Below are 25,689 nucleotides of genomic sequence, written 5' to 3' on the forward strand. Positions count from 1 at the left end.
TCCGATGGCACACGGCTTTCCCCTTCAACTGCTGCTCGACCGCGCGCAGGAAGATCTCGACACGGCCACGAAGCAGCTCGGCACCGCGCAGCGCGACCGCACCGCGGCCGCCGAACAGCTCGACGCGCTGCTGCGCTATCGCGACGAATACCACGCGCGCTTTTCGCAGTCCGCGCAGCACGGGATGCCGGCCGGCAACTGGCGCAATTTCCAGGCGTTCATCGATACGCTCGACGCGGCGATCGCGCAGCAGCGCACCGTGCTGGCCGCGGCCGAACTGCGCATCGACGAGGCGCGTCCGAACTGGCAACAGAAGAAACGCACCGTCGGCTCATACGAAACCCTGCAGGCGCGCGGCGTCGCGCAGGAAACGCAGCGTGCCGCGAAGCGCGAACAGCGCGACGCCGACGAACACGCCGCGAAGATTCTGCGCATGCGGGCCGACGCGGCCCGCTCGGCGTAACCGCTCACCGCTTTCGAACGAGAGAATCGCCATGCCTCCCCTGCCCCTGCTCGGCGCGCTGCTCGACACCGCCGGCACCGCCATCAAGGCCGCGCGCGGCGCGGGTTCGTCCGCCGCCGCGACGTCCGCCGGCAACGATGCCGCAACCAGCCAGGCCGCCGTGCCGTTCGCGCAGACGCTGAAGCAAAGCGTCGTCACACGGCACGACACGGCGAACGCCGGCAAGCCGGATACGGCGACGCAACAGGCGTCGTCGACGTCGCCCGCCGGCGCGAAGCCCGCCGACCGCGTCGACGACAAGTCGACCGACGACGCGAATGCGACGCCCAACGCCGACGCCGCCGCGCTCGCCGCGGCCGCCGCCGTTCAGGCGCAGCTGCAGGCGCGCGTGAACGACGCGGCGCCGGCCGGTGCCGCTGCCGATACCGCCGCCACGGCCGCGCAAACGACGGCCGTGTCCGGCCAGCCCGACGCCACGGCCGCGCTGACGAATCATGCCAGCAAGGATGCGGCCGCCGAGCCGGCGTTGCCGGCATCGGGCCGCGAAGCGCTGCAAGCTGCGCTGGCGAAACTGACGGGCGGGGCGGGCGCGATCGCGATGCCCGCGACGGGCACGGCAGCAGCAACGGCCGCGACAGCGCCGGCATCGACGACGTCCGCATCGGCGGCCGCCGCGCCGCTGACGCCGAAAGTCCCGACCTTCGACCGCACGCTCGCCGACGCGAAAGGCGCGCTCGCGCCGCAGCCGACGCCCACGCAAGCCACCGCCCAGGCGCTGCAGGCGGGCGCCGCCGGCCAGCCGGCCGCGCATGCGCTCGCGGCCACCGAGGAAGCCGCCAGCCCGGCCGCCGACGCATCGGTCGCTGCCGCCGCAACGGCTGCAGCAGCCGCGCAGGCGAATCTCCAGGCATCGCCGGCCGCGAGCTCGGTCGCCGCGGCCAACGCCCATGTGCTGGCCCCGCATGTCGGCACCGCTGACTGGACCGACGCGCTGAGCCAGAAGGTCGTGTTCCTGTCGAATGCGCATCAGCAGAGCGCCGAGCTGACGCTGAACCCGCCGGACCTCGGCCCGCTGCAGGTCGTGCTGCGTGTCGCGGACAATCACGCGCATGCGCTGTTCGTCTCGCAGCACGCGCAGGTGCGCGACGCGGTGGAAGCCGCGCTGCCGAAGCTGCGCGAAGCGATGGAAGCGGGCGGGCTCGGCCTGGGCAGCGCGACCGTCAGCGACGGCGGCTTCGCGTCGCAGCAGCAGAACCCGCAACAGAGCTTCGCCGGCGGCCGGCCGTCGCCGCGCGCACGCGCCGGATCGTCAGCCGCCGACGCACCGGTCGACGCTGCGCAATCCGCAGCGGCCGGCGCGACCGTGAGCCGCGCGGGCCTCGTCGATACGTTCGCCTGAGCATCGCGCCGCTCGCGTGCCGGTGCGCGCCGCTCAGCGGCCGTGCACCGCCGCGGCCGCCTCGCCGCGCGGCACCGCGCCCTTGCGGGCCGCAACGATGAAGTCCGCCGCGCGTTCGCCGATCATCACCGACGGCGCATTCGTGTTCCCGCCGATCAGCGTCGGCATCACCGACGCGTCCACCACCCGCAGCCCGTCGACACCCCGCACGCGCAGTTGCGGATCCACGACCGCGCGCACATCCGAACCCATCCGGCAGGTGCCGACCGGGTGATAGATCGTGTCGGCGTGCGCGACGATCGTCGCGCGCAGCTCGGCTTCGCTCTGGTCCGCCCGCGTGTACAGCTCGCGCCCGCCTTGCGACGCAAGCGGCGTTTGCGACAGGATCCGGCGCATCGCCTGCGCACCGCGCACGAGCAGGTCGAGATCGCGCGTATCGCTGAAGAAGCGCGGATCGATCAGCGGCGCGTCGCGCGCATCGCCGCTCGCGAGCGCGACCGTGCCACGGCTGAACGGGCGCAGCGCGCACACGTGCAGCGAATAGCCGAAGCCCCAATGCATCTTGCGGTTGTGGTCGTCGACCAGCGCCGTGCAGAAATGCAGTTGCAGGTCCGGTCGGTCGAGCGACGGATCGCTCTTGATGAAGCCGCCGGCCTCCGCGACGTTGCTCGTCATCATCCCCGTGCGGCTCGAGAAATAGCGCGCGAGCGCCGGCGTCATCTTCGCGATTCCGCGCAGGCAGATGCCGACCAGCTCCGACGAATTCACGCGCGTGTTGATGATGAAGTCGATATGGTCGATCAGGTTGGCGCCGACGTCCGGCGCGTCCTGCACGATCGCGATGCCGTGCCGGCGCAGCTGCTCCGCCGGACCGATCCCCGAGCACATCAGCAGCTGCGGCGAATTGAACGCGCCGGCCGACAGAATCACCTCCGCCCGCGCGCCGAGCGTCTCGACGCGCCCGTCGCGCGACACCACGACGCCGACCGCGCGCTTGCCGTCGAAGCCCACGCGCAGCACCGTCGCATCGGTGATCACGTGCAGGTTCGGCCGGTTGCGGCCATAGATATACGCACGCGCGACGCTGCAGCGCGAGCCGTCGCGATGCGTGACCTGATAGAAGCCGACGCCTTCCTGCGTCGCGCCGTTGAAATCGTTGTTCAGCGGATAGCCGGCCGCGTGCGCGGCCTGGATGAATCGTTCGGAGAACGGATTGCGAAAGCGCAGATCGGACACCGTCAACGGGCCGTCCGCGCCGTGCCATGCATCGGCGCCGCGCGCGTTGCCTTCCGCGCGGCGGAAATACGGCAACACGTCCTGCCAGCCCCAGCCCGTCGCGCCGAGCTGGGCCCACTCGTCGTAGTCGCCCGGGTGGCCGCGCGTGTAGATCATCGCGTTGATCGCGCTCGAGCCGCCCATCCCGCGCCCGCGCGGCTGGTAGCCGCGACGGCCGCCGAGGCCCGGCTGCGGCACCGTCTCGTAACCGTAGTTCGTGCCGAGCTTGAACGGCACGAGCGCCGCGATCCCCACCGGCATGTTGACGAGCAGGTTGCGCTCCGTGTGCGGGCCGGCCTCGATCAGCGCGATCGTCGCGTCGGGGCATGCATCGGCGAGGCGGCTGGCGACGCTCGAGCCGCCCGACCCGCCGCCCACGATGATGTAGTCGTATTGCATGTCACGTCTCCTTCGTGTCATGAACGGCGCCCGGCGCGGCCGGCTCCCGCTTGTAATGTTCGGGCATTGTAGGAATGGCCGTCGCGCGCGCGGCACGCCGATTCAAGAGCGATTCCTCTAAACGCCCGCGTGAACTAAATTTAAGATGTATCGATCGATGCGACGCGAGGCAGCGGCCGCCAGAAGCCGCGCCGTCGTGAAAAAAGGGAGACGATGATGCAGCGCGACGTTCTGCAGGCCGCGTGCCGACCGGGTGTTCCGGACGCACCGCGCGCGGCCCGCATTTCATTTCAAACGGACGCCCGAATGGTTGCGACCGGCACCGTGCGCGCGGCCGGTCGAAATCGAACGATGCAACGTGTCGCCGACCGTTTGGACGGCCTGTCGAATGTGCGATCCGACTTGCCGGTGCGTGGGTCGACGCGCGCTTCGCGCAGCCCCGTTTCGGTGTGCGCGCAAGCACCCGCAGCGCGTCATCGCTCAGCAGCCGGCAATCGCAACCGGTCGTACGCGCGCGCCGTGCAACCCCGTTTTCGGACGCGAACACCGTCGCGCGGATGCGACGCTTGCCGCACGCCGCACGCTGTTTCCACCCGCGCATCGCATCCGGCCCCGCGCCGCGCGACGCGCGCCACCCTGATCCGCCCCGCCACGCGCGCCGAGCGCTCACGTGCGGCCTGACTGCTGGCCGACGTGCCACGCCCAACTGGAGGAGACGACATGAAGAACGACCTGCCCGAACTGGCCCCGCAAGCGCTGCCGTCGGTCGATGCGCTGACGGCGCTGCTGCGCGATCAGCGCGCGGCCTACCTGCGCGCGCCGTATCCGGAGTGGGACACCCGCGCGCAGCACCTGCGCGCGCTGCGCACCATGCTGCTCGATCACGCGGATGCACTCGCCGACGCGATCAGCGCCGACTTCGGCCACCGCGCGAAGCAGGAAGTGCTGCTGTCGGAAATCTGGATGGCGAAGGAAGAGATCGACGACGCGCTCAAGCACGGCAAGCGCTGGATGAAGCCGATCAGCAAGCCGATGAACAAGTGGCTGCGGCCGGCGCGCGCGAAGGTGCTGCCGCAACCGCTCGGCGTGGTCGGCATCGTCGTGCCGTGGAACTATCCGATCCTGCTCGCGGCCGGGCCGCTGATCTGCGCGCTCGCGGCCGGCAACCGCGCGATCATCAAGATGTCCGAACTGACGCCGCGCACGTCGGCGTTGTTCGAGCAACTGATCGCGAAGACCTTCTCGCGCGACCACGTCGCGGTCGTGAACGGCGATGCCGAGATCGGCGCCGCGTTCAGCGCGCTGCCGTTCGATCACCTGCTGTTCACCGGCTCGACGCATGTCGGCCGCCACGTGATGCGCGCCGCGGCCGACAATCTCACGCCCGTCACGCTCGAACTCGGCGGCAAGTCGCCGGCGATCATCGGCCCGAATGCGCGCTTCGATGCCGCGGTCGACGCGATCATCGGCGGCAAGACGCTGAACGCGGGCCAGACCTGCATCGCGCCCGACTACGTGCTGCTGCCGCGCGGGATGGAAGCCGCGTTCATCGAGCGCGCGCGGGCGCGCTTCGCGAAGCTGTATCCGGACCTGTCGACCAACGGCGACTACACGACGATCGTGTCGCCGCGCCACTACGCGCGGCTGCAGCAGCTTGCGACCGACGCGCAGGCGGCCGGCGCGCAACTGCATCCGCTGTCGGATGCGCAGTCGGATCCCGCGTCGCGCCGCTTCGTGCCGTGCGCGGTCACGCACGTGCCGGCCGCGTCGCAGCTGATGCAGGAGGAAATCTTCGGGCCCTTGCTGCCGCTCGTGCCGTACGAGCGGCTCGACGAGGCGATCGCGTACGTGAATGCGCGCCCGCGCCCGCTTGCGCTGTACCTGTTCGACGAGGATGGCGGCACGGTCGACCGCGTGATGCGCGAAACGATCTCGGGTGGCGTGACGGTCAATGACGCGCTGCTGCACATCGCGTGCGGCAGCTTGCCGTTCGGCGGCGTCGGCGCGAGCGGAATGGGTGCGTATCACGGCTACGACGGCTTCGTGACGTTCTCGAAGATGAAGCCCGTGCTCACGCAGGCGCGCCTGAATACCCGCGGGCTGATCGCGCCGCCTTACGGCAGGCGCTTCGCCGCGGTGATCCGGATGATGCTGAAGTTCTGAGCGATGCGGGCCGCGCGCGATGCGTGGCGGCCCGCTTTGAACATGCCGCGCGGCGACGCTGCCGCGCGCGCCGTCACACGGGCCAGAGCGGCCCTTCCTGCATCGCGCCGATCTGCTCGCGCAACTCGAGTACGCGTGCTTCCCAGTAGCGATGCGTGTTGAACCACGGGAACGCGGCCGGAAACGCCGGATCGTCCCAGCGGCGCGCAAGCCACGCCGCGTAGTGGATCAACCGCAGCGTGCGCAGCGCTTCGACCAGATGCAGCTCGCGCGGCTCGAATTCGCAGAAGTCCTCATAACCGGCGAGCAGGTCCGCGAGCGCGCGCGACGCGCCTTCGCGATCGCCCGGCAGCAGCAGCCACAGGTCCTGGACCGCCGGTGCCATCCGGCTGTCGTCGAAGTCGACGAAATGCGGCCCCGCGTCGGTCCACAGCACGTTGCTCGGATGGCAATCGCCGTGCGTGCGCAGCAGGCGAATCTCGCCCGCACGCTCGAACGCGGCCTCGACGCCTTCCAGCGCGAGCGTGACCGCCGTCTCGTAGGCAGGGCGTACATCGTCGGGAATGAAATCGTGCGCGAGCAGGTAGTCGCGCGGCTCGTAGCCGAACGTGCGGATGTCGAGCACCGGACGCGCGACGTAAGGCTGCGTCGCGCCCACCGCGTGAATGCGGCCGATGAAGCGGCCGAGCCATTCGAGCGTGTCGCTGCGGTCGAGATCGGGTGCGCGGCCGCCGCGCCGCTCGAAGATCGAGAAGCGGAAGCCGTCGAACGCGTGCAGCGTGCGGCCGTCGAAGGCGGTCGCGGGCACCACCGGAATCTCGCGCACGGCAAGTTCGGCGACGAATGCGTGTTCTTCGAGGATCGCGTCGTCCGACCATCGCTCGGGCCGGTAGAACTTCGCGACGACGGGCGGGCCGTCTTCGATGCCGACCTGATAGACGCGGTTCTCGTAGCTGTTGAGGGCGAGCATGCGCCCGTCGGTGCGCAGCCCGGCCGGCATCAGCACGCTGTCGAGCGCGTCGAGCACGCATTCGGGCGTGAGGCCGGCGAACGGCGGGCCGGCGGGAGCAGCGGGGGCGGAAGTGGCGTCTGTCATGCCCCGCATTGTGCCGTCAGCCGCGCCGAAACACGAGCGTCCGATGCGGCGCGCGTGCTCAGTGAATCGCGGCGCCGGCCGGCAGCACGGATTCGCCGGTGTCGATCAGGTCCTCGAGAAAGAACGGCTCGGTGTTGAGTTCTTTCGACTCGCCCGGCACGCCCGCGTACCAGGTCACCATGGCCATGTCGCCCAGAAGGCGCTGGACGATGCCGCGCGCGCCCTTGGGCACCGCGATATGGGTAGTGCAGACAATCGACCCGACATGCATGATGGTTCCCCACTCTTGAATCTTGAAACCCGGCCCGCTGACGAGCCGGCAAATGCACGATCCGCGCCGCCCTCGGCGGGGTGTTGCGCATGATCCCATTGTTCACGGTTTATCGAAGCGCGAAAAGAAGAAGAAGCGGGCGAAGTGCCGCGAATTCGTCGAATGTCTCCAATCAACCACTGCGTCGCGCGTGCGCTTGCACGGGCGGATACCCCCATCATACCCTGTCGAATGTGACTGTCCGCCGAATCGCGCCGGGCATACGATCCACACGCGAATTGCGCGATGCACGTATCGTCTGGCCTTTGCTCCGGCCGTCGTGATATCTCGTCTGAACGCATCCGATGGAACCACGCCCGCGGCCGCGCAGAGCGACGACTCCCGTCCTATCTCGAACGCGGCTCGCGCAACGACTCGCCCGCGAGCGTCGCGGTACTGTTTGCGGGCTTCGTGTCGAAACGTGCGAGCCGCCACTGGTTGATGACGATGTCGCTGCTGTTGTCGTCGCTGCTCACGCTCGTCGCCGCCGTCACGCCGCGCTAATGTCAGATGCTCGTGCTGCGTGCGCTCGCCGCCGCGCTCGCGGTCGGCATGGCCACGCCTGCGCGAACGCGGCGGCATCACATGACGTTCCCGCACGCAACCGACTCTTTGCGCAGACAGTTGCGCCGGATGGCCGCCTTGCGGTACCGTTGACGCTCATCCGCGTTCAAGCGCATTTCGACACGATGCATCCGTTCACGTCCGCACTCGCTCAATCCCGGCCGCAGTTCGACTCGCGGCCGCAGGCGTGCGCGCATCCGTCGGTCCTTCCTCCTCCTGTCGCACCGCCGCTCGTCGGCGCCGCGCCGCCCTCGCCGGCGGCACGCGTCGGCTGACCAGCCGGCTTTCAATTTTCGTTTTCCATTCGCCCGTTTGCAGCCGTTCGTGCGTCGTCACGCACAGCGCGTTGCCGCGCGCGCGACATGGAACGTATCGATCCGTTCGACAGGTGGATTCACATGGTTTCGTTCAAACGCGCGCTCGCCGCGCATGGCGTGACGTCGCTCTTCGTGCTGCTGTGGAGCAGCGGCGCGATCTTCGCTGAACTCGGTCTGCGTCATGCATCCGCGTTCGTCTTTCTCACCGCACGTTTCGCGCTCGCGTCACTCGTGCTGCTCGTCCTGGCCGTCATGCGCGGCCGCTGGCTGCCGCCGCGCGGCGAGCGGCGCATGGCCGCGCTGACCGGCCTGATGATGATGGGCGGCTATTCGATCTTCTACCTGCTCGCGCTCGATCAGGGGATCGCACCGGGCGTGCTCGCGACGATCCTCGGCGTGCAGCCGATCGTCACGCTCGCGATGGTCGAGCGGCGCTGGCAACCGATGCGCGTCGCGGGGCTCGCGCTGTCGCTGGCCGGCCTCGCGCTCGTCGTGGGCCGCGGCGTGGGCGGCGCCGGGCTGCCGATCATCGGCATCGCCTGCGCGCTCACGGCACTCGCCGCGCTGACCGTCGGCTCGCTGCTGCAAAAGCGCGTGCGTGCGGCGCCCGGCGACGTGCTGCCGCTGCAGAACGCGATCGGCCTCGCGCTGTGCGTGGCGATCCTGCCGTTCCGGCCCATCGCGCTCGATGCGAGCTGGGCGTTCGTCGTGCCGCTGCTGTGGCTCGGCATCGTGATCTCGGTGATCGCGCAGTTGCTGTTCTACCGGTTGATGCAGCGCGGCGATCTCGTCAACGTGACGAGCCTGTTCTATCTCGTGCCCGTCGTCACCACGCTGATGGACGCGGTCTGGCTCGGCAACCGGCCGGCGCCGCTCGCGCTCGCCGGCATGGCGGCGATCGTCGCGGGGCTCGTGCTCGTGTTCCGCACACCGGCCGCTCGCGCGCAACCCGAGCGCGCGTAAGCGGACGGCCGCCGCACCCATGGTTGCGGCGGCCCGTATCGAACACGTACGACGTTTGGGTGCAAACGGAAAGGAGCCGGAAAGCCGTGCGCAAGGCATTCGTCTGATTCCACGGGGAAATGCAGAATTCCCGGGGTTCCCGCATACTTTTAATGGTTCGGATAGCGAAAAACGCTGCGCGGTTGCCTATACTCGAACTGCCGGCCCCACTCGCAATCGGTCCGGCACATATTAGAAATGCCCGGCATGAGCGGGTACAGGCGCGTGCGCCTGCGCCGGCCGACTATGGAGACACGCATGACGACCTATTTCACGATCGGCGACTTCATCCTGTTGATTCCGATGGCGCTGGCCGGCGCGCTATTTCTCGGCGCGGTGCCCTGCGCGACCCAATTCCGCCATAACCTGCTGCGCGTGCTCGGCGTGATGCTCGGCGTCGGCGTTGCGGTATTGCTCGTCGAAGGCCTTCCCGCACTGCTGTAGCAACGCGTTCGCGCGCCGGTCACATCGCTGCACCGCAGCGACGTGACGGCTTGCTTGCTTGCTTGCGCCGCGATACGGGATGCGATCGTTCGCATTCCGTATCGACTGCCGTCGCTACGGTCAGATCGCCTGATCGGTGGACGGCTTTTCCCACAGATTGATGCCGCCTTCGGTCGCATGACGATCGATCTCCGCGAGTTCGTCGGCCGAGAACTCGAGGTTCTTCAGCGCGCCGACGTTTTCACGCACCTGCTCCGCGCGGCTCGCGCCGATCAGCGCCGACGTCACGCGGCCATTGCGCAGCACCCACGCGAGCGCCATCTGCGCGAGGCTTTGCCCGCGCCGCTGCGCGATGCCGTTGAGCTTGCGCACGTGCTCGAGGTTGTCCGCGCTCAGGTGATCCTGTTTCAGCGAACCGCCGCCCGGCTTGTTCACCCGCGCATCGGCCGGCACGCCGTTCAGGTATTTCGACGTCAGCAACCCCTGCGCGAGCGGCGTGAACGCGATGCTGCCCGTGCCGATCTCGTCGAGCGTCCCGAGCAGATCTTGCTCGATCCAGCGGTTCAGCATGTTGTACGAAGGCTGGTGGATCAGCAGCGGCACCTGGTATTGCGCGAGCAGTTCGGCCATCTCGCGCGTCTTCGCGGCCGAGTACGACGAGATGCCGATGTACAGCGCCTTGCCCTGCCGCACGGCCGACGCGAGCGCGCCGGCCGTTTCCTCGAGCGGCGTGTGCGCGTCGAAGCGATGCGAATAGAAGATGTCGACGTAGTCGAGGCCCATCCGCTGCAGGCTCTGGTCGAGGCTCGCGAGCACGTACTTGCGCGACCCGCCGCCGCTGCCGTACGGCCCCGGCCACATGTCCCAGCCGGCCTTCGTCGAGATCAGCAGCTCGTCGCGGTACGGCCGGAAATCTTCCTTCAGCAGCCGGCCGAAATTGGTTTCGGCGCTGCCGTACGGCGGCCCGTAGTTGTTCGCCAGGTCGAAGTGATTGATGCCGAGATCGAACGCGGTGCGCAGGATGTCGCGCTGCGTGTCGATCGGCGTCGAGTCGCCGAAGTTGTGCCACAGACCGAGCGACAGCGCGGGCAGTTTGAGCCCGGATTTGCCGCAGGTGCGGTATTGCATGTCGGCATAACGTTCGGAAGCTGCTTCATAGGCCATGGGTCGATTCCGTCAGGACGTCGGGGGAAGGGACGCGCGCCGCACGCGAGCATCGCGCGCCGGCGGCGAAGGAAACAACGACGGCTATGGTAGCGAACGCGGCGCGAGCCTGCACGGCAATGGACGCGACCGCGCGCGTCGCCTACACTGCGGCGTCTCGAATCACCGTTACAGCGAGGTTGGTATGTCCCGGGTCATCTCGGTTGCACTGCTCGTCGGCGGCGTCGTGCTGCTGTATTTCGGCGGCCAGTCGTTCCATTCGATCAACGACAACATGTCGCGCGTCTTCACCGGCTCGCCCGCCACGAAGACGATCCTGCTGATCGCCGGTGGCGCCGTCGCGTCGCTGATCGGCCTGATCGGCCTCGCGATGCCGGGCAACAAGCGCTGATCGCGTAGCCGCGCGGCTTGCGACACGCGACGATTCGCGGCGCGCGAGCGGGCGGCTCAAAACGCAACGGGCGGCCCAGGCCGCCCGTTTCTTCATCCGCCCGCGCGGCCGCAGCGCCGCAGCGGGCGACCGGCTGCGGGCGACCGGCTGCGGGCGACCGGCTTCGGGCGACCGGCTTCGGGCGACCGGCACGGCTGCATCGCCGTCCGAACCGCTGCTAGAACTGCACTTCCGGCTTCGTCGCCGAACGCGTGCCCGGCACCGGCCGGTTGCTCACCCCGTGATACGTGTAGACGAGCGAGAACTTCACCTGGTCGGAGCGGTTCTGCCCCGCCGAATGCAGCGTGTTGCAGTGGAAGAACACGACGTCGCCCGTCTGGAGCGGCGGGCAGGTTGCCGCATCGATCACCTTGCGGTTTTCCGGCAGGTCGCTGCGGAAGAACTTCGCGTCGTCGAACGCTTCCGACCCGAATTCGGCCGTGTGCGACCCGGGCACCAGCCAGAGCGCGCCGTTTTCATTCGTTTCCGGCCCGAGCGCGAGCCACACCGACACCATGTCCGCGCGTTCGAACGACCAGTAGCGGAAGTCGCGATGCCAGCCCGTCAGGCTGCCGTACGCGGGGTGCTTCGTCATCATGCAGTTGTGATGCGTGCGCGACAGCACCGGCTGCTCGCCGAAGTACTCGCGCATCCACGCGCCGATTTCGGGCGCGATCGCGCGCTCGGCGAACGCCAGATCGCGCCCATAGGCGTCCAGCAGCCGCCGCACCGTATGGCCGCCCGGCGCATGCTTGGACTCGGGCGCGCCCGGGTAGCGCAAATCCGCCTCGAACTCGATCGGCTCCGCCGCTTCCTGCAACTGGCGCTCCGCGATGCGCTTGAGCGCCGCGCACTGCGCTTCGCTGACGAGGCCGCGCGCGACGACGAAACCGCGTTCGCGCAATTCCGCGACTTGCGCGCGGATCGATTCCGACTGCAATGAAGACGACATGGGATGCCAGACGTTTATTGTGTGAATTTGACGATTGTAAATCGGCGCCGGATACCGCGAACAGCGCCATTGTCGTGCGCAGGGGCATGCCAATCGCGGATTTGATCGGGATCAAGGGAACTGTACGGCGCGGCGCGAGCCTCAGCGACAGGCGGTATGCGGCGACTCGCTTGCGGCACAAGGGTTTATCGCGACTTTTGCGCGTCACGAAACCCTTGTAGCCTGTCGCGGCCTGTCAATTCTGGCGGGCGCGGCGCGCAACGACTTTCGGTAAGATCCGTTGCGTCATCCGAGGCCGTTCATACCAGTGCGCTCTTCAAGGGCGCCATCCATACAAGCGAAGCATCGTTCACATGCCATTCCGTCTGACTTCCCGTTTCAACCGCGCTGCGAAGCGCGTCGTGCCGTCCGCTCCCGCCCGCTCGCTGCGCCATCACCGCGCCCGCACGCAAGCGCTCGCCAGGCACACGCACGCGCACAGCCGGCTGGACGGCATCCGTGCGTGGTTCCACGCATTCTTCTCGATGATGAGCGCGCAGGCGTTCGCACGCCGCGCCGGCCTGCGTTCGCTGCTGCAGAAGCCGTCGTCGCTGCGCGCGCTCGCGCTGCGCCGCACGCTCGGCCCGCAGCGCCGCATCAACCGCCCGCGCCGCCTCGCGGCCAGCAACGGGTGGTTCGGGTTCAGCGCACGCTGAAACCGCGCCGGCGGGCCGTGCCCGCCACGATCGCCGTCATTTCGCCGGCGCTCGACACGCATAAAAAAACCCCGGCATGCCGGGGTTTTTCGTTTTCAGGCGGGCGACGCTCACGCGACGCGTGCCGTCGGCTCCACGCCGGCCGCTTCGGCCAGCACGAGTGCCTTGTCGGTTGCTTCCCACGAGAATTCCGGCTCTTCGCGGCCGAAGTGGCCGTAAGCTGCCGTCTTTTCGTAGATCGGGCGCAGCAGGTCGAGCATCTTGATGATGCCCTTCGGACGCAGGTCGAAATGCTCGCGCACGAGCTTCGTGATCACGGCATCCGACACGCGGCCCGTGCCGAACGTGTTGACCATCACCGAGGTCGGCTCGGCGACGCCGATCGCGTACGACACCTGGATCAGCGCGCGCGAGGCGAGGCCTGCCGCGACGATGTTCTTCGCGACGTAGCGGCCGGCATACGCTGCCGAACGGTCGACCTTCGACGGATCCTTGCCCGAGAACGCGCCGCCGCCGTGCGGTGCGGCACCGCCGTACGTGTCGACGATGATCTTGCGGCCCGTCAGGCCGCAGTCGCCCTGCGGGCCGCCGATCACGAACCGGCCGGTCGGGTTCACCAGGAACTTGATGTCGCCCTTGATCAGGTCGGCCGGCAGCGTCGGCTTGATGATTTCCTCGATCACGGCTTCGCGCAGCGCCGGCAGTTCGATGTCCGGTGCGTGCTGCGTCGACAGCACGACGGTGTCGATCGAATCCGGGCGGCCGTCGACGTAGCGAACCGTCACCTGCGACTTCGCGTCCGGACGCAGCCACGGCAGGCGGCCGTCGCGGCGCAGGCTGGCCTGGCGCTCGACGAGGCGGTGCGACAGGTAGATCGGCAGCGGCATCAGTTCCGGCGTTTCGTCGCATGCGTAACCGAACATCAGGCCCTGGTCGCCCGCGCCTTGATCGAGGTTGTCGTCATGGGCGCGATCGACGCCTTGCGCGATGTCGGGCGACTGCTTGTCGTACGCGACGAGCACCGCGCAACCCTTGTAGTCGATGCCGTAGTCGGTGTTGTCGTAGCCGATGCGCTTGATCGTGTCGCGCGCGATCTGGATGTAATCGATGTTGGCCGTCGTGGTGATTTCACCGGCCAGGACGACGAGACCCGTGTTGCACAGCGTTTCGGCCGCAACGCGGGAATATTTGTCCTGCTCGAGGATGGCGTCGAGAATCGCGTCCGAGATCTGGTCCGCAACTTTGTCCGGATGGCCTTCGGAGACGGATTCGGACGTGAAGAGATAATCGTTTGCCACTTTTTCAGGCTCCTGTGTGGTTACGGTTGGTTTCACGTAGCCAGCTTCGTTGGGCCTGAAGCGGCGACGCTTTAGCGGATTACCAGGACCGGGCAGCGCGCTTCGCGCCAGCCGGCTTCGCCCCGCAAGTTGTCAGTTAACTCGGCGAAGCCCGTATTATAGCGACTTTCTTGAATTGTCACAGAGCGCCGCCCGTGCTGTATCGCCCGCTGTCCTACCCCCCTGTTCGCAACGTGCCGGCCAGCCGGCCCCACGGAGATTCCGCATGCTAGGCCGCCTCGGCACGCATCTCGCCATCGGCTTTCTGAAGCTGCTCGCCCTGCTGCCGTACGGTTTGACCGCGCGGTTCGGCGATGGCCTCGGCTGGCTGCTGTACCAGATTCCCAGCCGGCGAAAGCGCATCGTACATACCAATCTGAAACTCTGCTTCCCCGAGTGGAGCGACGAACGGCGCGAGGAAGTGGCCGGCCAGCATTTCCGCCATGCGATCCGCAGCTACGTCGAGCGCAGCTATCAGTGGTTCGCGTCGGAACAGGCCTACCGCAAGCTGTTCACGATCGACAGCGAGATCGACCTGAGCGATCCGGACATGCCGCCCACGCTCCTGCTCGGTCTCCATTTCGTCGGCATCGAGGCCGGCTCGATGGCGCTCAATCTCGCACTCGGCCGTATGTGCGGCTCGCTCTATACGCCGATGAAGAACCCGGAAATCGACGCCGCGGCCAAAGCGGGCCGCAGCCGCTTCGGCGCGGAACTGGCGGGCCGCGCGGACAGCGCGCGCATCGTGCTGCGCTGGCTGCGCGACCGCAAGCCCGTGATGCTCGGCGCGGACATGGACTACGGGCTGCGCAACTCCACGTTCGTGCCCTTCTTCGGCGTACCGGCCTGCACGCTGACGGCCGTCGGCCGCCTCGCCAAGACCGGCCGCGCGCAGGTCGTGCCGTTCATCGGCGAGGTGCTGCCGAACTACAAGGGCTACCGGCTGAAGGTATTCAAGCCGTGGGATCACTACCCGACCGGCGACGACGATCTCGACGCGCGGCGGATGAACGAATTCCTCGAGGAACAGATCCCGCTGATGCCCGAGCAGTACTACTGGGTTCACAAGCGCTTCAAGACGCGCCCGCCCGGCGAGCCGAGCCTGTACTGACCCCGCCGGGCGACCGCGAGCGTGCCGTCATGCGCTCGCCGGCCTCCCCAAGCCCCGCTTCGCGACGCAGCGCCATTTCCGGCGCGATGCCGGCATGGCCGTGCAGGACGCCCCTGTCCGCTGCATGTATCATTTGCGGCTGAGATCAGCACGACGAACGACGCCGCCCGGCACGGCCGCCGGCCTCGCGTCGTGCTGGCCGCCTTGTTCGTCATGGAATTCCGGACCCAGTGAAACTCTCGTTCACCAAGATGCACGGCGCGGGCAACGACTTCGTCGTGCTCGACGGCTATTCGCGTGCGTTGCCGCCGCTCACCGAAGCGCAGGTGCGCGCGCTCGCCAACCGGCACTTCGGCATCGGCGCCGACCAGTTGCTGCTCGTCGAAAAGCCGACCGTCGACGGCGCGGATTTCAAGTACCGGATCTTCAATTGCGACGGCGGCGAGGTCGAACACTGCGGCAACGGCGCACGCTGCTTCGTGAAGTTCGTCAGCGACCGCGGCCTGACCGACAAGCGCAGCGTGCGCGTGCAGGTCATGAAGGGCCTGATCACGCTGACGCTGCAGGACAACGGCGAAGTCGTCGTCGACATGGGCGCGCCCGTATTCGCGCCGGCGCAGGTGCCGTTCGATGTATCGGGCCTCGACGGCCGCGCCGAAGGCCGCGACACGCTGTGGCCGCTGGACGTCGGCGGCGCGACGCGCTGGATTTCGGCGGTGTCGATGGGCAATCCGCATGCGGTGCAGGTCGTCGACGACGTCGAGGCGTATCCGGTGCTGGAAGAAGGCCCGCTGATCGAGCGCCATGCGCGCTTCCCGCAGCGCGTGAACGCCGGCTTCATGCAGATCGTGTCGCGCCACGAAGTGAAGCTGCGCGTGTACGAACGCGGCGCGGGCGAGACGCTCGCGTGCGGCACGGGCGCGTGCGCGGCGGTCGCGGCCGGCATCCGGCGCGGCCTGCTCGATTCGCCGGTGACCGTCCATACGCACGGCGGCACGCTGACGATCGGCTGGGACGGCGCGCGCGACGAAGCTGCCGCACTGATGATGGCCGGGCCCGCCGCGACCGTGTTCGAAGGCGAGATCGACCTCACCGCCTGACCCTGCAACGTCCTTGATAACTGAACGCTCCAGCCACATGAACGATCGCGAAGTCGCCGACTACCTGCTCGCCAATCCCGAATTCTTCGCGCAGCACGCCGAGCTGCTCGCGACGATCCGCCTCGCGAACCCGCACGGCAAGGCCGCGATCTCGCTGCAGGAGCGGCAGATGGAGATGTTGCGCGACAAGAACAAGCATCTCGAGCGCCGGCTCGCCGAGCTCGTGCGCTACGGCCACGAGAACGACAGCCTGTCCGCGAAGTTCAGCCGCTGGACCGCGCGCGTGATCGCGGAACGCGACCCGTACGCGCTGCCGCGCACGATCGCCGAAGGCATCGCCGACGTGTTCGACGTGCCGCAAACCGCGCTGCGCGTGTGGGACGTCGCCGACACCTACGCGCAGGCCGATTTCGCGCGCCAGGTCGGCGAGGAAGTGCGGCTGTTCACGAACGGGCTGTCGACGCCGTACTGCGGCGCGAACACCGGTTTCGAAGCCGCTCAGTGGCTCGCGCCCGCGCTCGCGGCACCGGCCGCGAATGCGGCGGAAGGCGCCGAAGCCGCGGCGGCCGGCGACGGCGCGGCCACGTCGGTCGCGCTGCTCGCGCTGCGCGCGCCGCTCGCCGGCACCGATGCGCCCGCGTTCGGCCTGCTCGTGCTCGGCTCGCCCGATCCGCGCCGCTTCCACGACGGGATGGCGACCGACTTCCTCGCGCAGATCGCGACGCTTGCGAGCGCCGCGCTCACGCGCCTGCTGCCGCACTGATGTCGCGCCCGCGATGACCGACGATCCGATCGCCGCCTACCTGTCGAACCTGAAGCACGTCAGGCAGCTGTCGGAACACACGCTGCGTGCGTACTCGCACGAACTCGACGAACTGAAGAAACTCGCCGCCGGTCGCCCGCTCGACACGCTGACGGCCGTCGACATGCGCGGCGCGGTCGCGCGCGCGCATGCGGGCGGATTGTCGGCGCGCTCGATCTCGCACCGGCTGTCCGCCTGGCGCGCGTTCTACCGCTGGCTCGCGCAGCACATCGAGATGCCCGCGAACCCGGTCGCCGCGGTGCGTGCGCCGAAGCGCCCGAAAACCCTGCCGAAAGCACTGTCGGTCGACGACGCCTCGGCGCTGATGGACGCGCCGCTCGCCGGCACGACCGAAGGCATCCGCGATCACGCGATCCTCGAGCTGTTCTATTCATCGGGGCTGCGCCTCGCCGAACTGGTCGGGCTCGACGTCAGGTACACGCAGGCCGACGGCTACCGCTCGGCCGGCTGGCTCGATCTCGCCGAAGCCGAAGTCACCGTGCGCGGCAAGGGCAACAAGGAACGCAAGGTGCCGGTCGGCCGCAAGGCGATCGATGCGCTGAACGCGTGGCTCGCGGTGCGCGGCGAATTCGTGAAGCACGACCCGCATCCGCTGTTCGTGTCCGTGCGCGGCAACCGGATGGCGCCGGGCGTCGTGCGCGAGCGCGTGAAGCGCGCGGCGCTCGCCGCGGGCATCCCCGCCAACGTCCACCCGCACGTGCTGCGTCATTCGTTCGCGACGCACGTGCTGCAGTCGAGCGGCGACCTGCGCGCGGTGCAGGAACTGCTGGGCCACGCGAGCATCTCCGCGACGCAGGTCTACACGTCGCTCGACTTCCAGCACCTCGCGAAGATTTACGACAGCGCGCATCCGCGCGCGAAGAAGCGCGACTGACGCGCGTCCCGTGTTACCCGCCGCGCGCGGCGGCCGGCCACGGCCGGCGTCGCGCACGGCCCATTTCGATCTCATCATGCAAACCGTCACCCTCAAGCCGTCCAAGGAAAAATCGCTGCTGCGCCGCCATCCGTGGATCTACGCCAATGCGATCGACCGCGTCGACGGCAAGCCTGCGCCCGGCGCGACCGTCATCGTGCGTGCGCACGACGGCCGCTTCCTCGCGCGCGGCGCGTACAGCCCGCAGTCGCAGATCCGCGTGCGCGTGTGGAGCTTCGACGAGAACGAGCCGATCGATCACGCATTCTTCAAGCGCCGCGTGCAGCGCGCGGTCGCGCACCGTACGACGATGGTGTCGGGCACGGGCGCGGTGCGGCTCGTGTTCGGCGAGGCCGACGGGCTGCCGGGGCTGATCGTCGACTACTACGTCGCGGACACGGCCGAAGCCGGCGCCACGCCGCGCGGCCAGCTCGTCTGCCAGTTCATGGCCGCGGGCGTCGAAGCGTGGAAGGAGGCGATCGTCGCGGCGCTCACCAGCGCGACCGGCTGCCCGAACGTGTACGAGCGCTCGGACGTGTCGATCCGCGACAAGGAAGGGCTTGAACAAACGACCGGCGTGCTGGCCGGCGATGCGCCGCCCGCGACGCTGATCGCGAACGAAAACGGCGTGCGCTATCACGTCGACGTGCCGAACGGCCACAAGACGGGGTTCTACGTCGATCAGCGCGACAACCGCGCGCTGGTCGCGCAGTACGCGGCCGAGCGCGACGTGCTGAACTGCTTCTGCTACACGGGCGGCTTCTCGCTCGCGGCGCTCAAGGGCGGCGCGAAACGCGTCGTGTCGATCGATTCGTCGGGCGATGCGCTCGCGCTCGCGCAGCAGAACGTCGTGGCCAACGGCTTCGACGCCGAACGCGCGACCTGGCTCGACGCCGATGCATTCAAGACGCTGCGCCGCCTCGTCGACGAAGGCGAGCGTTTCGACCTGATCGTGCTCGATCCGCCGAAGTTCGCGCCGACCCGCGACAGCGTCGATCGCGCGGCGCGCGCCTACAAGGACATCAACCTGAGCGGCTTCAAGCTGCTGCGCCCGGGCGGCCTGCTGTTCACGTACTCGTGCTCGGGCGCGATCGACATGGACCTGTTCCAGAAGATCGTCGCGGGCGCGGCGGCCGACGCGAAAGTCGACGCGCGCATCCTGAAGCGGCTCGGCGCGGGCGTCGACCACCCGCTGCTCGCCGCGTTCCCGGAAGGCGAATATCTGAAGGGCCTGCTGTTGCAAATCGTCTGATCGCCCCGATCTTGGCGGACAACCCGGCGCGCCAGCCCGATCTGGCGGGCCAGCGCTTTCGCCTGTCGTCCGGACGACGGGCGTGGGCTTGACAGGTATGTTTCAATGGATGGTTGTGCGCCCCCGCTCGTAGCGGGAGGCGCGACGCACATCCTGGTTTTGACCCCGATTCACGAACCACAGGCGACCGACATGGCCACTCCCGTCACCATCCTCACCGGCTTCCTCGGCAGCGGCAAGACGACGCTGCTCAAGCGCATCCTGAACGAACAGCACGGCATGAAGATCGCCGTGATCGAGAACGAGTTCGGCGAAGAGAACATCGACAACGAGATCCTCGTGCAGGACTCGAACGAGCAGATCATCCAGATGAGCAACGGCTGCATCTGCTGCACGATCCGCGGCGACCTCGCCCGCGCGCTCGGCGATCTGGCCGCGAAGAAGCGCGAAGGCAAGCTCGACTTCGACCGCATCGTGATCGAAACCACCGGCCTCGCGAATCCGGGCCCCGTCGCGCAAACTTTCTTCATCGACAGCGAAATCGCCGACGACTTCCTGCTCGACGCGGTCATCACGCTCGTCGACGCGAAGCACGCGAACGCGCAGCTCGACGAACACGAAGTCGTGCAGCGCCAGGTCGGCTTCGCCGATCGCCTGTTCATCACGAAGTCGGACCTCGTCGACGACCAGACCGTCGCCGGCCTCAAGCACCGCCTGATGCACATGAACCCGAAGGCGACGATCAAGATCGTCAACTTCGGCGAAGCCGACATCAAGGAAATCTTCGACCTGCGCGGCTTCAACCTGAACGCGAAGCTCGAGATCGACCCGGATTTCCTCGCCGAAGACGACCACGCGCACGCTCACCACGAGCACGGCCATGATCACGATCACGCCGATTGCGACCACGATCACGGCCAATGCGCGCACGATCACGACCACGGCCATCATCACCATCACCATGCGCACCACGACGACAAGATCAAGTCGTTCGTGTATCGCAACGACCGCCCGTTCGACCCGAACAAGCTGGAAGACTTCCTCGGCGGGATCCTGCAGATCTACGGCGAACGGATGCTGCGCTACAAGGGCGTGCTGTACATGAAGGGCGTCGATCGCAAGGTCGTGTTCCAGGGCGTGCACCAGATGATGGGCAGCGACCTCGCCGCGAAGTGGCTGCCGGTCGAGAAGAAGACCAACAAGATGGTGTTCATCGGCGTCGATCTGCCGCAGGACCTGATCACCGACGGCCTCGACGCCTGCCTCGCCTGAGCGTTCCGGCCCCGGCATCGGGTGCCTTTCACGCGGCCGCCTTAAGGGGCGGCCGCGGTGCTTGGCGGGTGCCTTGCGCGGCAAGGGTTTCACCGTCATCGCTTTTTCGCGATTTGCGCGTTATATTTTCTAGATATTGGCGCAGCCGACGGGGATCGACCCGATACGGCGCCCGCTTGCGATTCAGTTACAATACGTGCCCGCTGGAGTACGGCAATAACAGGCCCGGTTCTTGCTGAACCAATACCGGGCGTCGCAACCGCGCCGGATCGCCCATCCGCCACCCGGCCGCGGCCGATGCGATTTGCCGCGCAGCACCGGTTCGCCGCGCGCAAATCAGCGCCAGGCCTGTCCTGGTATTTGAGAACCGGTTTTCCAGAGGCTTTCGGCCCCGCGGCGGCAGATCGCAAATGATTGCAAGCGCGGTTGCGGGTAATCCCAAAGTGCAGGCAATATCTCCTGATTTGCCGCACATTGAAGAAGCAAGCAGATGACGAAGAAACTCTTGACCGAAGCCGAAATCCTGAAGATGAGCGACAAGGATTACATGAATGAGGATCAGCTCGCCTTCTTCAAAAATCGGCTCGAACAGTTGCAGGCGGACATCCTCAAGAATGCCGGCCAGACGACCGAGAATCTGCGCGAGACGGTGATCGTGCCCGACCCCGCCGATCGCGCGACGATCGAGGAAGAGCACGCGCTCGAGCTGCGTACGCGCGACCGCGAACGCAAGCTCCTCAAGAAGGTTCAGCAGTCGCTCGCCCGCATCGATTCCGGCGATTACGGCTGGTGCGAGGAAACCGGCGAACCGATCGGCATCCCGCGCCTGCTCGCGCGCCCGACGGCCACGCTGTCGCTCGAGGCGCAAGAGCGCCGCGAGCTGCGCCAGAAGCTGTTCGGCGACTAATCGAGCGGCGTTCCGCTCTGACACGCTGCTTCCCGGAAGCGCGCGGCCTGCCGCGCGCTTTTTGTTTTTCCGGCACGGTTCCCGGCCGGCCGATTTGCCCCTTCCGCCTCTTGATATCCCGGCGCCCGCCCTAAAATGAATCGGACGCGCGCCGGGCCGCTCCCCGGCGCACTGCGATTCACGCGGCGGCGCCTCGCGCCGCCCGACTCTTCCCCGTTTTTCTCAAGGAACGCAGATGGAGCAATTTCACGGCACGACCATCGTTTCAGTCCGGCGCGGCGACAAGGTCGCGCTCGGCGGCGACGGCCAGGTAACCCTCGGCAACATCGTCATGAAGGGTGGCGCGCGGAAAGTGCGGCGGATCTACAACAACCAGGTTCTGGTCGGATTCGCGGGCGGCACCGCCGATGCGTTCTCGCTGCTCGATCGCTTCGAGGCGAAACTCGAGAAGCATCAGGGCAATCTGACCCGCGCGGCCGTCGAGCTCGCGAAGGACTGGCGCACCGACCGGATGCTGCGCCGCCTCGAGGCGATGCTGATCGCGGCCGACGCCACCACCACGCTCGTGATCACCGGCAACGGCGACGTGCTCGACCCGGAAGGCGGCATCTGCGCGATCGGCTCGGGCGGCGCGTACGCGCAGGCCGCGGCCCGCGCGCTCGCGGAGAACACCGAGCTGTCCCCGCGCGAAATCGTCGAGAAGTCGCTCGAGATCGCCGGCGACATGTGCATCTACACGAACCACAACCGCATCATCGAAACGATCGAGTAAGGACCGCACCATGAGCACCATGACCCCTGCCGAGATCGTCTCGGAACTCGACAAGCACATCATTGGTCAGGCCAAGGCGAAGAAGGCCGTCGCGGTCGCGCTGCGCAACCGCTGGCGCCGCCAGCAGGTCGGCGAGCCGCTGCGTCAGGAAATCACGCCGAAGAACATCCTGATGATCGGGCCGACGGGCGTCGGCAAGACCGAAATCGCGCGCCGCCTCGCGAAGCTCGCCGATGCGCCGTTCGTCAAGATCGAAGCGACCAAGTTCACCGAAGTCGGCTACGTCGGCCGTGACGTCGACAGCATCGTGCGCGACCTGATCGAGATCTCGGTCAAGCAGACGCGTGAAGCCGAGATGCGCAAGGTGCGCACCAAGGCGACCGACCAGGCGGAAGACCGCATCCTCGACGTCCTGCTGCCGCAACCGCGCGCGGTCGGCTTCGGCGGCAACGCCGATCACGCGAACGACGACAACAACGCGACGCGCCAGACCTTCCGCAAACGCCTGCGCGAAGGCCAGCTCGACGACAAGGAAGTCGAGCTCGACCTCGAGCAGCCGTCGGCCGGCATGGACATCATGGCGCCGCCGGGGATGGAAGAGATGACCGAGCAGATCCGCTCGATGTTCTCGAACCTCGGCAGCGGCAAGAAGCAGCGCCGCAAGGTCAAGATCAAGGAAGCGCTGAAGCTGCTGACCGACGAGGAAGCGGCGAAGATGCTCAACGACGAGGAAGTGAAGACGAAGGCCGTGCAGAACGTCGAGCAGAACGGCATCGTGTTCCTCGACGAAATCGACAAGATCACGTCGCGCAACAACGAAGGCAGCGGCGGCGAAGTGTCACGCCAGGGCGTGCAGCGCGACCTGCTGCCGCTCGTCGAGGGCACGACCGTCAACACGAAGTACGGGATGGTGAAGACCGATCACATCCTGTTCATCGCGAGCGGCGCGTTCCACCTCGCGAAGCCGAGCGACCTGATCCCCGAACTGCAGGGGCGCTTTCCGATCCGCGTCGAGCTCGACTCGCTGTCGGTTGAAGATTTCGAGGCGATCCTCGACGCGACCGACGCGAGCCTCGTCAAGCAGTACCAGGCGCTGCTCGCCACGGAAGACGTGCAGCTCGAGTTCGCCGCGGACGGCATCCGCCGCCTCGCCGAGATCGCGTATGCGGTCAACGAGAAGACCGAGAACATCGGTGCGCGCCGGCTGTACACGGTGATCGAGAAGCTGCTCGAGGAAGTGTCGTTCTCGGCCGGCAACCACGCCGGCGAGCGCGTGACGATCGACGCGAAATATGTCGAGCATGCGCTCGGCGAAGTGTCGCAAGACGAAGACCTGTCGCGCTACGTGCTGTAACGCGCGCGGCGTCGAATGCGAAACGGGCGGCCCGGCGGGCCGCCCGTTTTCGTTGGTGCCGTTGGTGCCGTTGGTGCCGTTGGTGCCGTTGGTGCGACACGCCGACGCCGGGCGCCGCTTACTGGCGCACCGGCTTCTTCGCAAGCTTGCGCTGCAGCGTGCGGCGGTGCATGTTCAGCGCGCGCGCGGTGGCCGAGATGTTGTTGTTGTTCTCCGCGAGCACGCGCTGGATGTGCTCCCACTCGAGCCGGTCGACCGACAGCACGACCGGATTCTCGAGCGCCTCGTCGGCCTGCACTTCGCTGGCGTTGGTCTGCAGCGCGGCCAGGATCGACTCGATATTCGCCGGCTTCGCGAGATAGTTGTCGGCGCCCTCCTTCACGGCCTGCACGGCGGTCGCGATGCTCGCATAGCCGGTCAGCACGAGGATCCGCGCGTCGGGCTGCAGGTCGCACAGCGGCGCGATCAGGCTCAGCCCCGAATCCTCGCCGAGATGCAGGTCGACGGTGATGAACTGGAACTTGCCGCCGGCCGCGAGCCGCAGCGCCGCCTCCTTGTCGTGCGCCTGCTGGACCGCATAGCCGCGGCGCTCGAGGCCGCGCGCGAGCGTGCCCGCGAACACCTCGTTGTCGTCGATCACCAGGAAATTGTTCTCGCTCATGTGGTTTCTCCGTCTACGTGTTGGTTGAGGCGGCCGGCGCCGCGATGCGCGCCACCGGCAGGCGCAGCACCGCGCGCGTGCCGCGGCCCGGCGAGCCGGCCGCGCGGGTGTCCGGCGCGGCTGCCGCCCGTTCGGTCGTGCGCTGGCCCGACGCGGCAGCGGCGTGCCCATTCGCGCCGCCTGCGGCGCGCCCGTTGCCGCCCGCCGCGCGCGGCGTGACATCGGACAGCTCGATCTCGCCGCCCAGGCGCACGGCCGCGCTGAACGCGAGGTACAGGCCGACTCCGTGTCCGCCCTGCGTGCTGTCGACCGGCATCGCGCCGAGCGATTCGCGCAACGCGGCCGGGATGCCCGGGCCGTCGTCGCGTACTTCGAATTCGATCTGGTCGGCCGCCCGCTCGTTGTGCGCGAGCTTCGCGGCCAGCGTCACGCGATGCGGGCTCGCCCGCGCGGCGTTGTCGAGCAGAATCGTCAGGATCTGGCCGGCCGCGACCGTATCGTCGAGCGCGACGCCCGCTGGGCGCGCGCCCAGCAGTTCGAACTGCACGTGCGGATGCCGCAGGCGCCAGTGCTCGACGAAGGTATCGAGCCAGTCGTCCACCGGCTGGCGGCTCGCCGGCGCGCTCGCGCGGCTACGCAGGCGCGCGAGCGCCGACGTGCAGAGTGTCATCTGCTCTTCCAGCACCTTCAGGTCGGCCTCGTAGCGCGCCAGCCCCGGATCGGCGCGTGCCGCGTCGCGCAGCTCCTCCGCGAGCATCGCGATCGTCGACAGCGGCGTACCCATCTCGTGGGCGACGGTGGCGGCCTGCACGCCGAGCGCGACCGCGCGCTCGTCGCGCAGCAGGTGCGCCTGCGCTTCGCCGAGCGCCGAATCGCGCTGCCGCAGCGCGTTCGACATGCGCGCGACGAACCACGCGATCAGCCCGACGCTGACCATGAAGTTCACCCACATCCCGGTGCGGTAGTAGTCGAACAGGTTCGCCGGGTTATCCATGTTGAGCGGCACCGAATCGAAGCCGAGCGCCGCGTAGCACGCGACCGCGAACGCCGCGAGCCAGATCATCAGGTGCCACGGCAGCACGGCCGCCGCGATCGCGAGCGACGGCAGGTACAGCGACACGAACGGGTTGGTCGTGCCGCCCGACAGGAACAGCAGCGCCGACAGCGCACCGAGGTCGACCCACAGCTGGCCGAGCAGCTCGAAATCGGTCTCGGGCCGCGCGCGCAGCACGCGTACCCAGGTCAGCGCGTTGAAAACGATTTCGAGCGCGATGACCATCAGCATCGCCGGCAACGGCAGGTGCACGCCGAAATAGGTCTGCACGACGCCGATCGTCACGAGCTGGCCGATGATCGCAAGATTGCGCAGCCAGAACAGGTGACTGAGGTTGACGCGCCCGGTGGTGGTGATTCGTTGCATCCGAGCAGTTTACCCGTTTAGCGCACGGCGCCTCTACCGGGGGCCGGATCGTGGCGGACGAACGCACGCACGAACGCACGAAGGAACGGCCGGA

The 25,689-nt window shown here is 67.9% G+C and carries 24 protein-coding genes; 16 read left to right on the top strand and 8 right to left on the bottom strand.

All coding sequences use genetic code 11. The annotated features are described in order from the left end of the window. Positions 1-4: 4 nt before the first annotated feature. Both fliJ and BAMB_RS15725 read left to right on the top strand, forming a co-directional pair. On the top strand, positions 5-463 hold the full coding sequence (gene fliJ / locus BAMB_RS15720; protein ID WP_011658179.1) for a flagellar export protein FliJ: 459 nt from the start codon (positions 5-7) through the stop codon (positions 461-463). Between the two features lie 31 nt (positions 464-494). Then, a complete protein-coding gene (locus BAMB_RS15725) occupies positions 495-1,862 on the top strand; it encodes a flagellar hook-length control protein FliK (protein ID WP_011658180.1) in 1,368 nt (455 codons plus the stop codon). Between the two features lie 33 nt (positions 1,863-1,895). Here the strand turns inward: BAMB_RS15725 and BAMB_RS15730 are convergent, their stop codons facing one another. Continuing rightward, positions 1,896-3,536 carry a GMC family oxidoreductase gene (locus tag BAMB_RS15730; protein WP_011658181.1) on the bottom strand — a complete coding sequence of 547 codons (1,641 nt, stop codon included), beginning with the start codon at positions 3,534-3,536 and terminating at the stop codon, positions 1,896-1,898. A 720-nt stretch (positions 3,537-4,256) separates the two neighbouring features. Between BAMB_RS15730 and BAMB_RS15735 the strand changes: the two genes are divergently transcribed. Further along, positions 4,257-5,699 carry a coniferyl aldehyde dehydrogenase gene (locus BAMB_RS15735; RefSeq protein ID WP_011658182.1) on the top strand — a complete coding sequence of 481 codons (1,443 nt, stop codon included), beginning with the start codon at positions 4,257-4,259 and terminating at the stop codon, positions 5,697-5,699. Positions 5,700-5,772: 73 nt separating this feature from the next. On the opposite strand, the gene BAMB_RS15740 is transcribed toward BAMB_RS15735, so the two are convergent. Both BAMB_RS15740 and BAMB_RS15745 read right to left on the bottom strand, forming a co-directional pair. After that, positions 5,773-6,795, bottom strand: coding sequence for a serine/threonine protein kinase (locus BAMB_RS15740; protein ID WP_082089604.1), 1,023 nt, complete (start codon positions 6,793-6,795; stop codon positions 5,773-5,775). 58 nt (positions 6,796-6,853) lie between these two features. Next, positions 6,854-7,066 (bottom strand): hypothetical protein, encoded by a 213-nt coding sequence (locus BAMB_RS15745; protein WP_006753011.1) that lies wholly within the window; start codon positions 7,064-7,066, stop codon positions 6,854-6,856. Between the two features lie 1,001 nt (positions 7,067-8,067). Here BAMB_RS15745 and BAMB_RS15760 point away from each other — a divergent pair. Next, entirely contained in the window at positions 8,068-8,949 is an 882-nt protein-coding gene (locus BAMB_RS15760) for a DMT family transporter (RefSeq protein ID WP_011658186.1), read from the top strand. Between the two features lie 297 nt (positions 8,950-9,246). Beyond that, positions 9,247-9,432, top strand: a complete 186-nt coding sequence (locus tag BAMB_RS15765) for a hypothetical protein (protein ID WP_011658187.1) — start codon at positions 9,247-9,249, stop codon at positions 9,430-9,432. A 120-nt stretch (positions 9,433-9,552) separates the two neighbouring features. Here the strand turns inward: BAMB_RS15765 and mgrA are convergent, their stop codons facing one another. Beyond that, entirely contained in the window at positions 9,553-10,596 is a 1,044-nt protein-coding gene (gene mgrA / locus BAMB_RS15770; protein WP_011658188.1) for an L-glyceraldehyde 3-phosphate reductase, read from the bottom strand. Between the two features lie 184 nt (positions 10,597-10,780). Between mgrA and BAMB_RS15775 the strand changes: the two genes are divergently transcribed. Continuing rightward, positions 10,781-10,987, top strand: a complete 207-nt coding sequence (locus BAMB_RS15775) for a DUF3185 family protein (RefSeq protein ID WP_011658189.1) — start codon at positions 10,781-10,783, stop codon at positions 10,985-10,987. Positions 10,988-11,204: 217 nt separating this feature from the next. Here BAMB_RS15775 and BAMB_RS15780 read toward each other — a convergent pair whose 3' ends face one another. Continuing rightward, the gene (locus BAMB_RS15780) at positions 11,205-11,978 is read right to left on the bottom strand and encodes a phytanoyl-CoA dioxygenase family protein (protein ID WP_011658190.1); all 774 of its coding nucleotides are present in this window, start codon (positions 11,976-11,978) and stop codon (positions 11,205-11,207) included. A gap of 353 nt (positions 11,979-12,331) precedes the next feature. Between BAMB_RS15780 and BAMB_RS15785 the strand changes: the two genes are divergently transcribed. Further along, positions 12,332-12,673: a hypothetical protein gene (locus BAMB_RS15785; RefSeq protein ID WP_006753005.1), complete on the top strand. Its 342-nt coding sequence runs from the start codon at positions 12,332-12,334 to the stop codon at positions 12,671-12,673. A gap of 110 nt (positions 12,674-12,783) precedes the next feature. On the opposite strand, the gene metK is transcribed toward BAMB_RS15785, so the two are convergent. Continuing rightward, positions 12,784-13,971 (bottom strand): methionine adenosyltransferase, encoded by a 1,188-nt coding sequence (metK, locus tag BAMB_RS15790; RefSeq protein WP_006753004.1) that lies wholly within the window; start codon positions 13,969-13,971, stop codon positions 12,784-12,786. A 265-nt stretch (positions 13,972-14,236) separates the two neighbouring features. Between metK and BAMB_RS15795 the strand changes: the two genes are divergently transcribed. From BAMB_RS15795 to hslU, 9 genes are all read left to right on the top strand, one after another. Then, positions 14,237-15,121, top strand: a complete 885-nt coding sequence (locus BAMB_RS15795; RefSeq protein WP_011658191.1) for a lipid A biosynthesis lauroyl acyltransferase — start codon at positions 14,237-14,239, stop codon at positions 15,119-15,121. A 230-nt stretch (positions 15,122-15,351) separates the two neighbouring features. Further along, complete coding sequence (gene dapF / locus BAMB_RS15800; protein ID WP_011658192.1) at positions 15,352-16,221, top strand: diaminopimelate epimerase; 870 nt, start codon at positions 15,352-15,354, stop codon at positions 16,219-16,221. A 37-nt stretch (positions 16,222-16,258) separates the two neighbouring features. Continuing rightward, entirely contained in the window at positions 16,259-16,984 is a 726-nt protein-coding gene (locus tag BAMB_RS15805) for a DUF484 family protein (protein WP_041491291.1), read from the top strand. Positions 16,985-16,997: 13 nt separating this feature from the next. Then, on the top strand, positions 16,998-17,918 hold the full coding sequence (xerC, locus tag BAMB_RS15810) for a tyrosine recombinase XerC (protein ID WP_011658194.1): 921 nt from the start codon (positions 16,998-17,000) through the stop codon (positions 17,916-17,918). A 76-nt stretch (positions 17,919-17,994) separates the two neighbouring features. Next, positions 17,995-19,209: a class I SAM-dependent rRNA methyltransferase gene (locus BAMB_RS15815; RefSeq protein ID WP_011658195.1), complete on the top strand. Its 1,215-nt coding sequence runs from the start codon at positions 17,995-17,997 to the stop codon at positions 19,207-19,209. A 192-nt stretch (positions 19,210-19,401) separates the two neighbouring features. Then, positions 19,402-20,481, top strand: a complete 1,080-nt coding sequence (locus BAMB_RS15820) for a CobW family GTP-binding protein (protein ID WP_041491292.1) — start codon at positions 19,402-19,404, stop codon at positions 20,479-20,481. A 490-nt stretch (positions 20,482-20,971) separates the two neighbouring features. Continuing rightward, positions 20,972-21,388 (top strand): RNA polymerase-binding protein DksA, encoded by a 417-nt coding sequence (gene dksA / locus BAMB_RS15825; RefSeq protein ID WP_006477498.1) that lies wholly within the window; start codon positions 20,972-20,974, stop codon positions 21,386-21,388. Between the two features lie 235 nt (positions 21,389-21,623). Next, positions 21,624-22,160 (top strand): ATP-dependent protease subunit HslV, encoded by a 537-nt coding sequence (gene hslV / locus BAMB_RS15830; protein ID WP_011658198.1) that lies wholly within the window; start codon positions 21,624-21,626, stop codon positions 22,158-22,160. Between the two features lie 10 nt (positions 22,161-22,170). Continuing rightward, on the top strand, positions 22,171-23,514 hold the full coding sequence (hslU, locus tag BAMB_RS15835; protein ID WP_011658199.1) for an ATP-dependent protease ATPase subunit HslU: 1,344 nt from the start codon (positions 22,171-22,173) through the stop codon (positions 23,512-23,514). Positions 23,515-23,632: 118 nt separating this feature from the next. Here hslU and BAMB_RS15840 read toward each other — a convergent pair whose 3' ends face one another. Beyond that, positions 23,633-24,175 carry a response regulator transcription factor gene (locus tag BAMB_RS15840; protein ID WP_011658200.1) on the bottom strand — a complete coding sequence of 181 codons (543 nt, stop codon included), beginning with the start codon at positions 24,173-24,175 and terminating at the stop codon, positions 23,633-23,635. Positions 24,176-24,188: 13 nt separating this feature from the next. Next, the gene (locus BAMB_RS15845) at positions 24,189-25,595 is read right to left on the bottom strand and encodes an ATP-binding protein (protein ID WP_011658201.1); all 1,407 of its coding nucleotides are present in this window, start codon (positions 25,593-25,595) and stop codon (positions 24,189-24,191) included. Positions 25,596-25,689: the final 94 nt, after the last annotated feature.

The sequence above is a fragment of the Burkholderia ambifaria AMMD genome (genome assembly GCF_000203915.1).
GTDB lineage: Bacteria > Pseudomonadota > Gammaproteobacteria > Burkholderiales > Burkholderiaceae > Burkholderia > Burkholderia ambifaria.

Coding starts and splice junctions, on each gene's coding strand:
- fliJ (WP_011658179.1), top strand. CDS start 5: ATGGCACACGGCTTTCCCCTTCAACTGCTGCTCGACCGCGCGCAGGAA.
- BAMB_RS15725 (WP_011658180.1), top strand. CDS start 495: ATGCCTCCCCTGCCCCTGCTCGGCGCGCTGCTCGACACCGCCGGCACC.
- BAMB_RS15730 (WP_011658181.1), bottom strand. CDS start 3,536: ATGCAATACGACTACATCATCGTGGGCGGCGGGTCGGGCGGCTCGAGC.
- BAMB_RS15735 (WP_011658182.1), top strand. CDS start 4,257: ATGAAGAACGACCTGCCCGAACTGGCCCCGCAAGCGCTGCCGTCGGTC.
- BAMB_RS15740 (WP_082089604.1), bottom strand. CDS start 6,795: ATGACAGACGCCACTTCCGCCCCCGCTGCTCCCGCCGGCCCGCCGTTC.
- BAMB_RS15745 (WP_006753011.1), bottom strand. CDS start 7,066: ATGCATGTCGGGTCGATTGTCTGCACTACCCATATCGCGGTGCCCAAG.
- BAMB_RS15760 (WP_011658186.1), top strand. CDS start 8,068: ATGGTTTCGTTCAAACGCGCGCTCGCCGCGCATGGCGTGACGTCGCTC.
- BAMB_RS15765 (WP_011658187.1), top strand. CDS start 9,247: ATGACGACCTATTTCACGATCGGCGACTTCATCCTGTTGATTCCGATG.
- mgrA (WP_011658188.1), bottom strand. CDS start 10,596: ATGGCCTATGAAGCAGCTTCCGAACGTTATGCCGACATGCAATACCGC.
- BAMB_RS15775 (WP_011658189.1), top strand. CDS start 10,781: ATGTCCCGGGTCATCTCGGTTGCACTGCTCGTCGGCGGCGTCGTGCTG.
- BAMB_RS15780 (WP_011658190.1), bottom strand. CDS start 11,978: ATGTCGTCTTCATTGCAGTCGGAATCGATCCGCGCGCAAGTCGCGGAA.
- BAMB_RS15785 (WP_006753005.1), top strand. CDS start 12,332: ATGCCATTCCGTCTGACTTCCCGTTTCAACCGCGCTGCGAAGCGCGTC.
- BAMB_RS15795 (WP_011658191.1), top strand. CDS start 14,237: ATGCTAGGCCGCCTCGGCACGCATCTCGCCATCGGCTTTCTGAAGCTG.
- BAMB_RS15805 (WP_041491291.1), top strand. CDS start 16,259: ATGAACGATCGCGAAGTCGCCGACTACCTGCTCGCCAATCCCGAATTC.
- xerC (WP_011658194.1), top strand. CDS start 16,998: ATGACCGACGATCCGATCGCCGCCTACCTGTCGAACCTGAAGCACGTC.
- BAMB_RS15815 (WP_011658195.1), top strand. CDS start 17,995: ATGCAAACCGTCACCCTCAAGCCGTCCAAGGAAAAATCGCTGCTGCGC.
- BAMB_RS15820 (WP_041491292.1), top strand. CDS start 19,402: ATGGCCACTCCCGTCACCATCCTCACCGGCTTCCTCGGCAGCGGCAAG.
- dksA (WP_006477498.1), top strand. CDS start 20,972: ATGACGAAGAAACTCTTGACCGAAGCCGAAATCCTGAAGATGAGCGAC.
- hslV (WP_011658198.1), top strand. CDS start 21,624: ATGGAGCAATTTCACGGCACGACCATCGTTTCAGTCCGGCGCGGCGAC.
- hslU (WP_011658199.1), top strand. CDS start 22,171: ATGAGCACCATGACCCCTGCCGAGATCGTCTCGGAACTCGACAAGCAC.
- BAMB_RS15840 (WP_011658200.1), bottom strand. CDS start 24,175: ATGAGCGAGAACAATTTCCTGGTGATCGACGACAACGAGGTGTTCGCG.
- BAMB_RS15845 (WP_011658201.1), bottom strand. CDS start 25,595: ATGCAACGAATCACCACCACCGGGCGCGTCAACCTCAGTCACCTGTTC.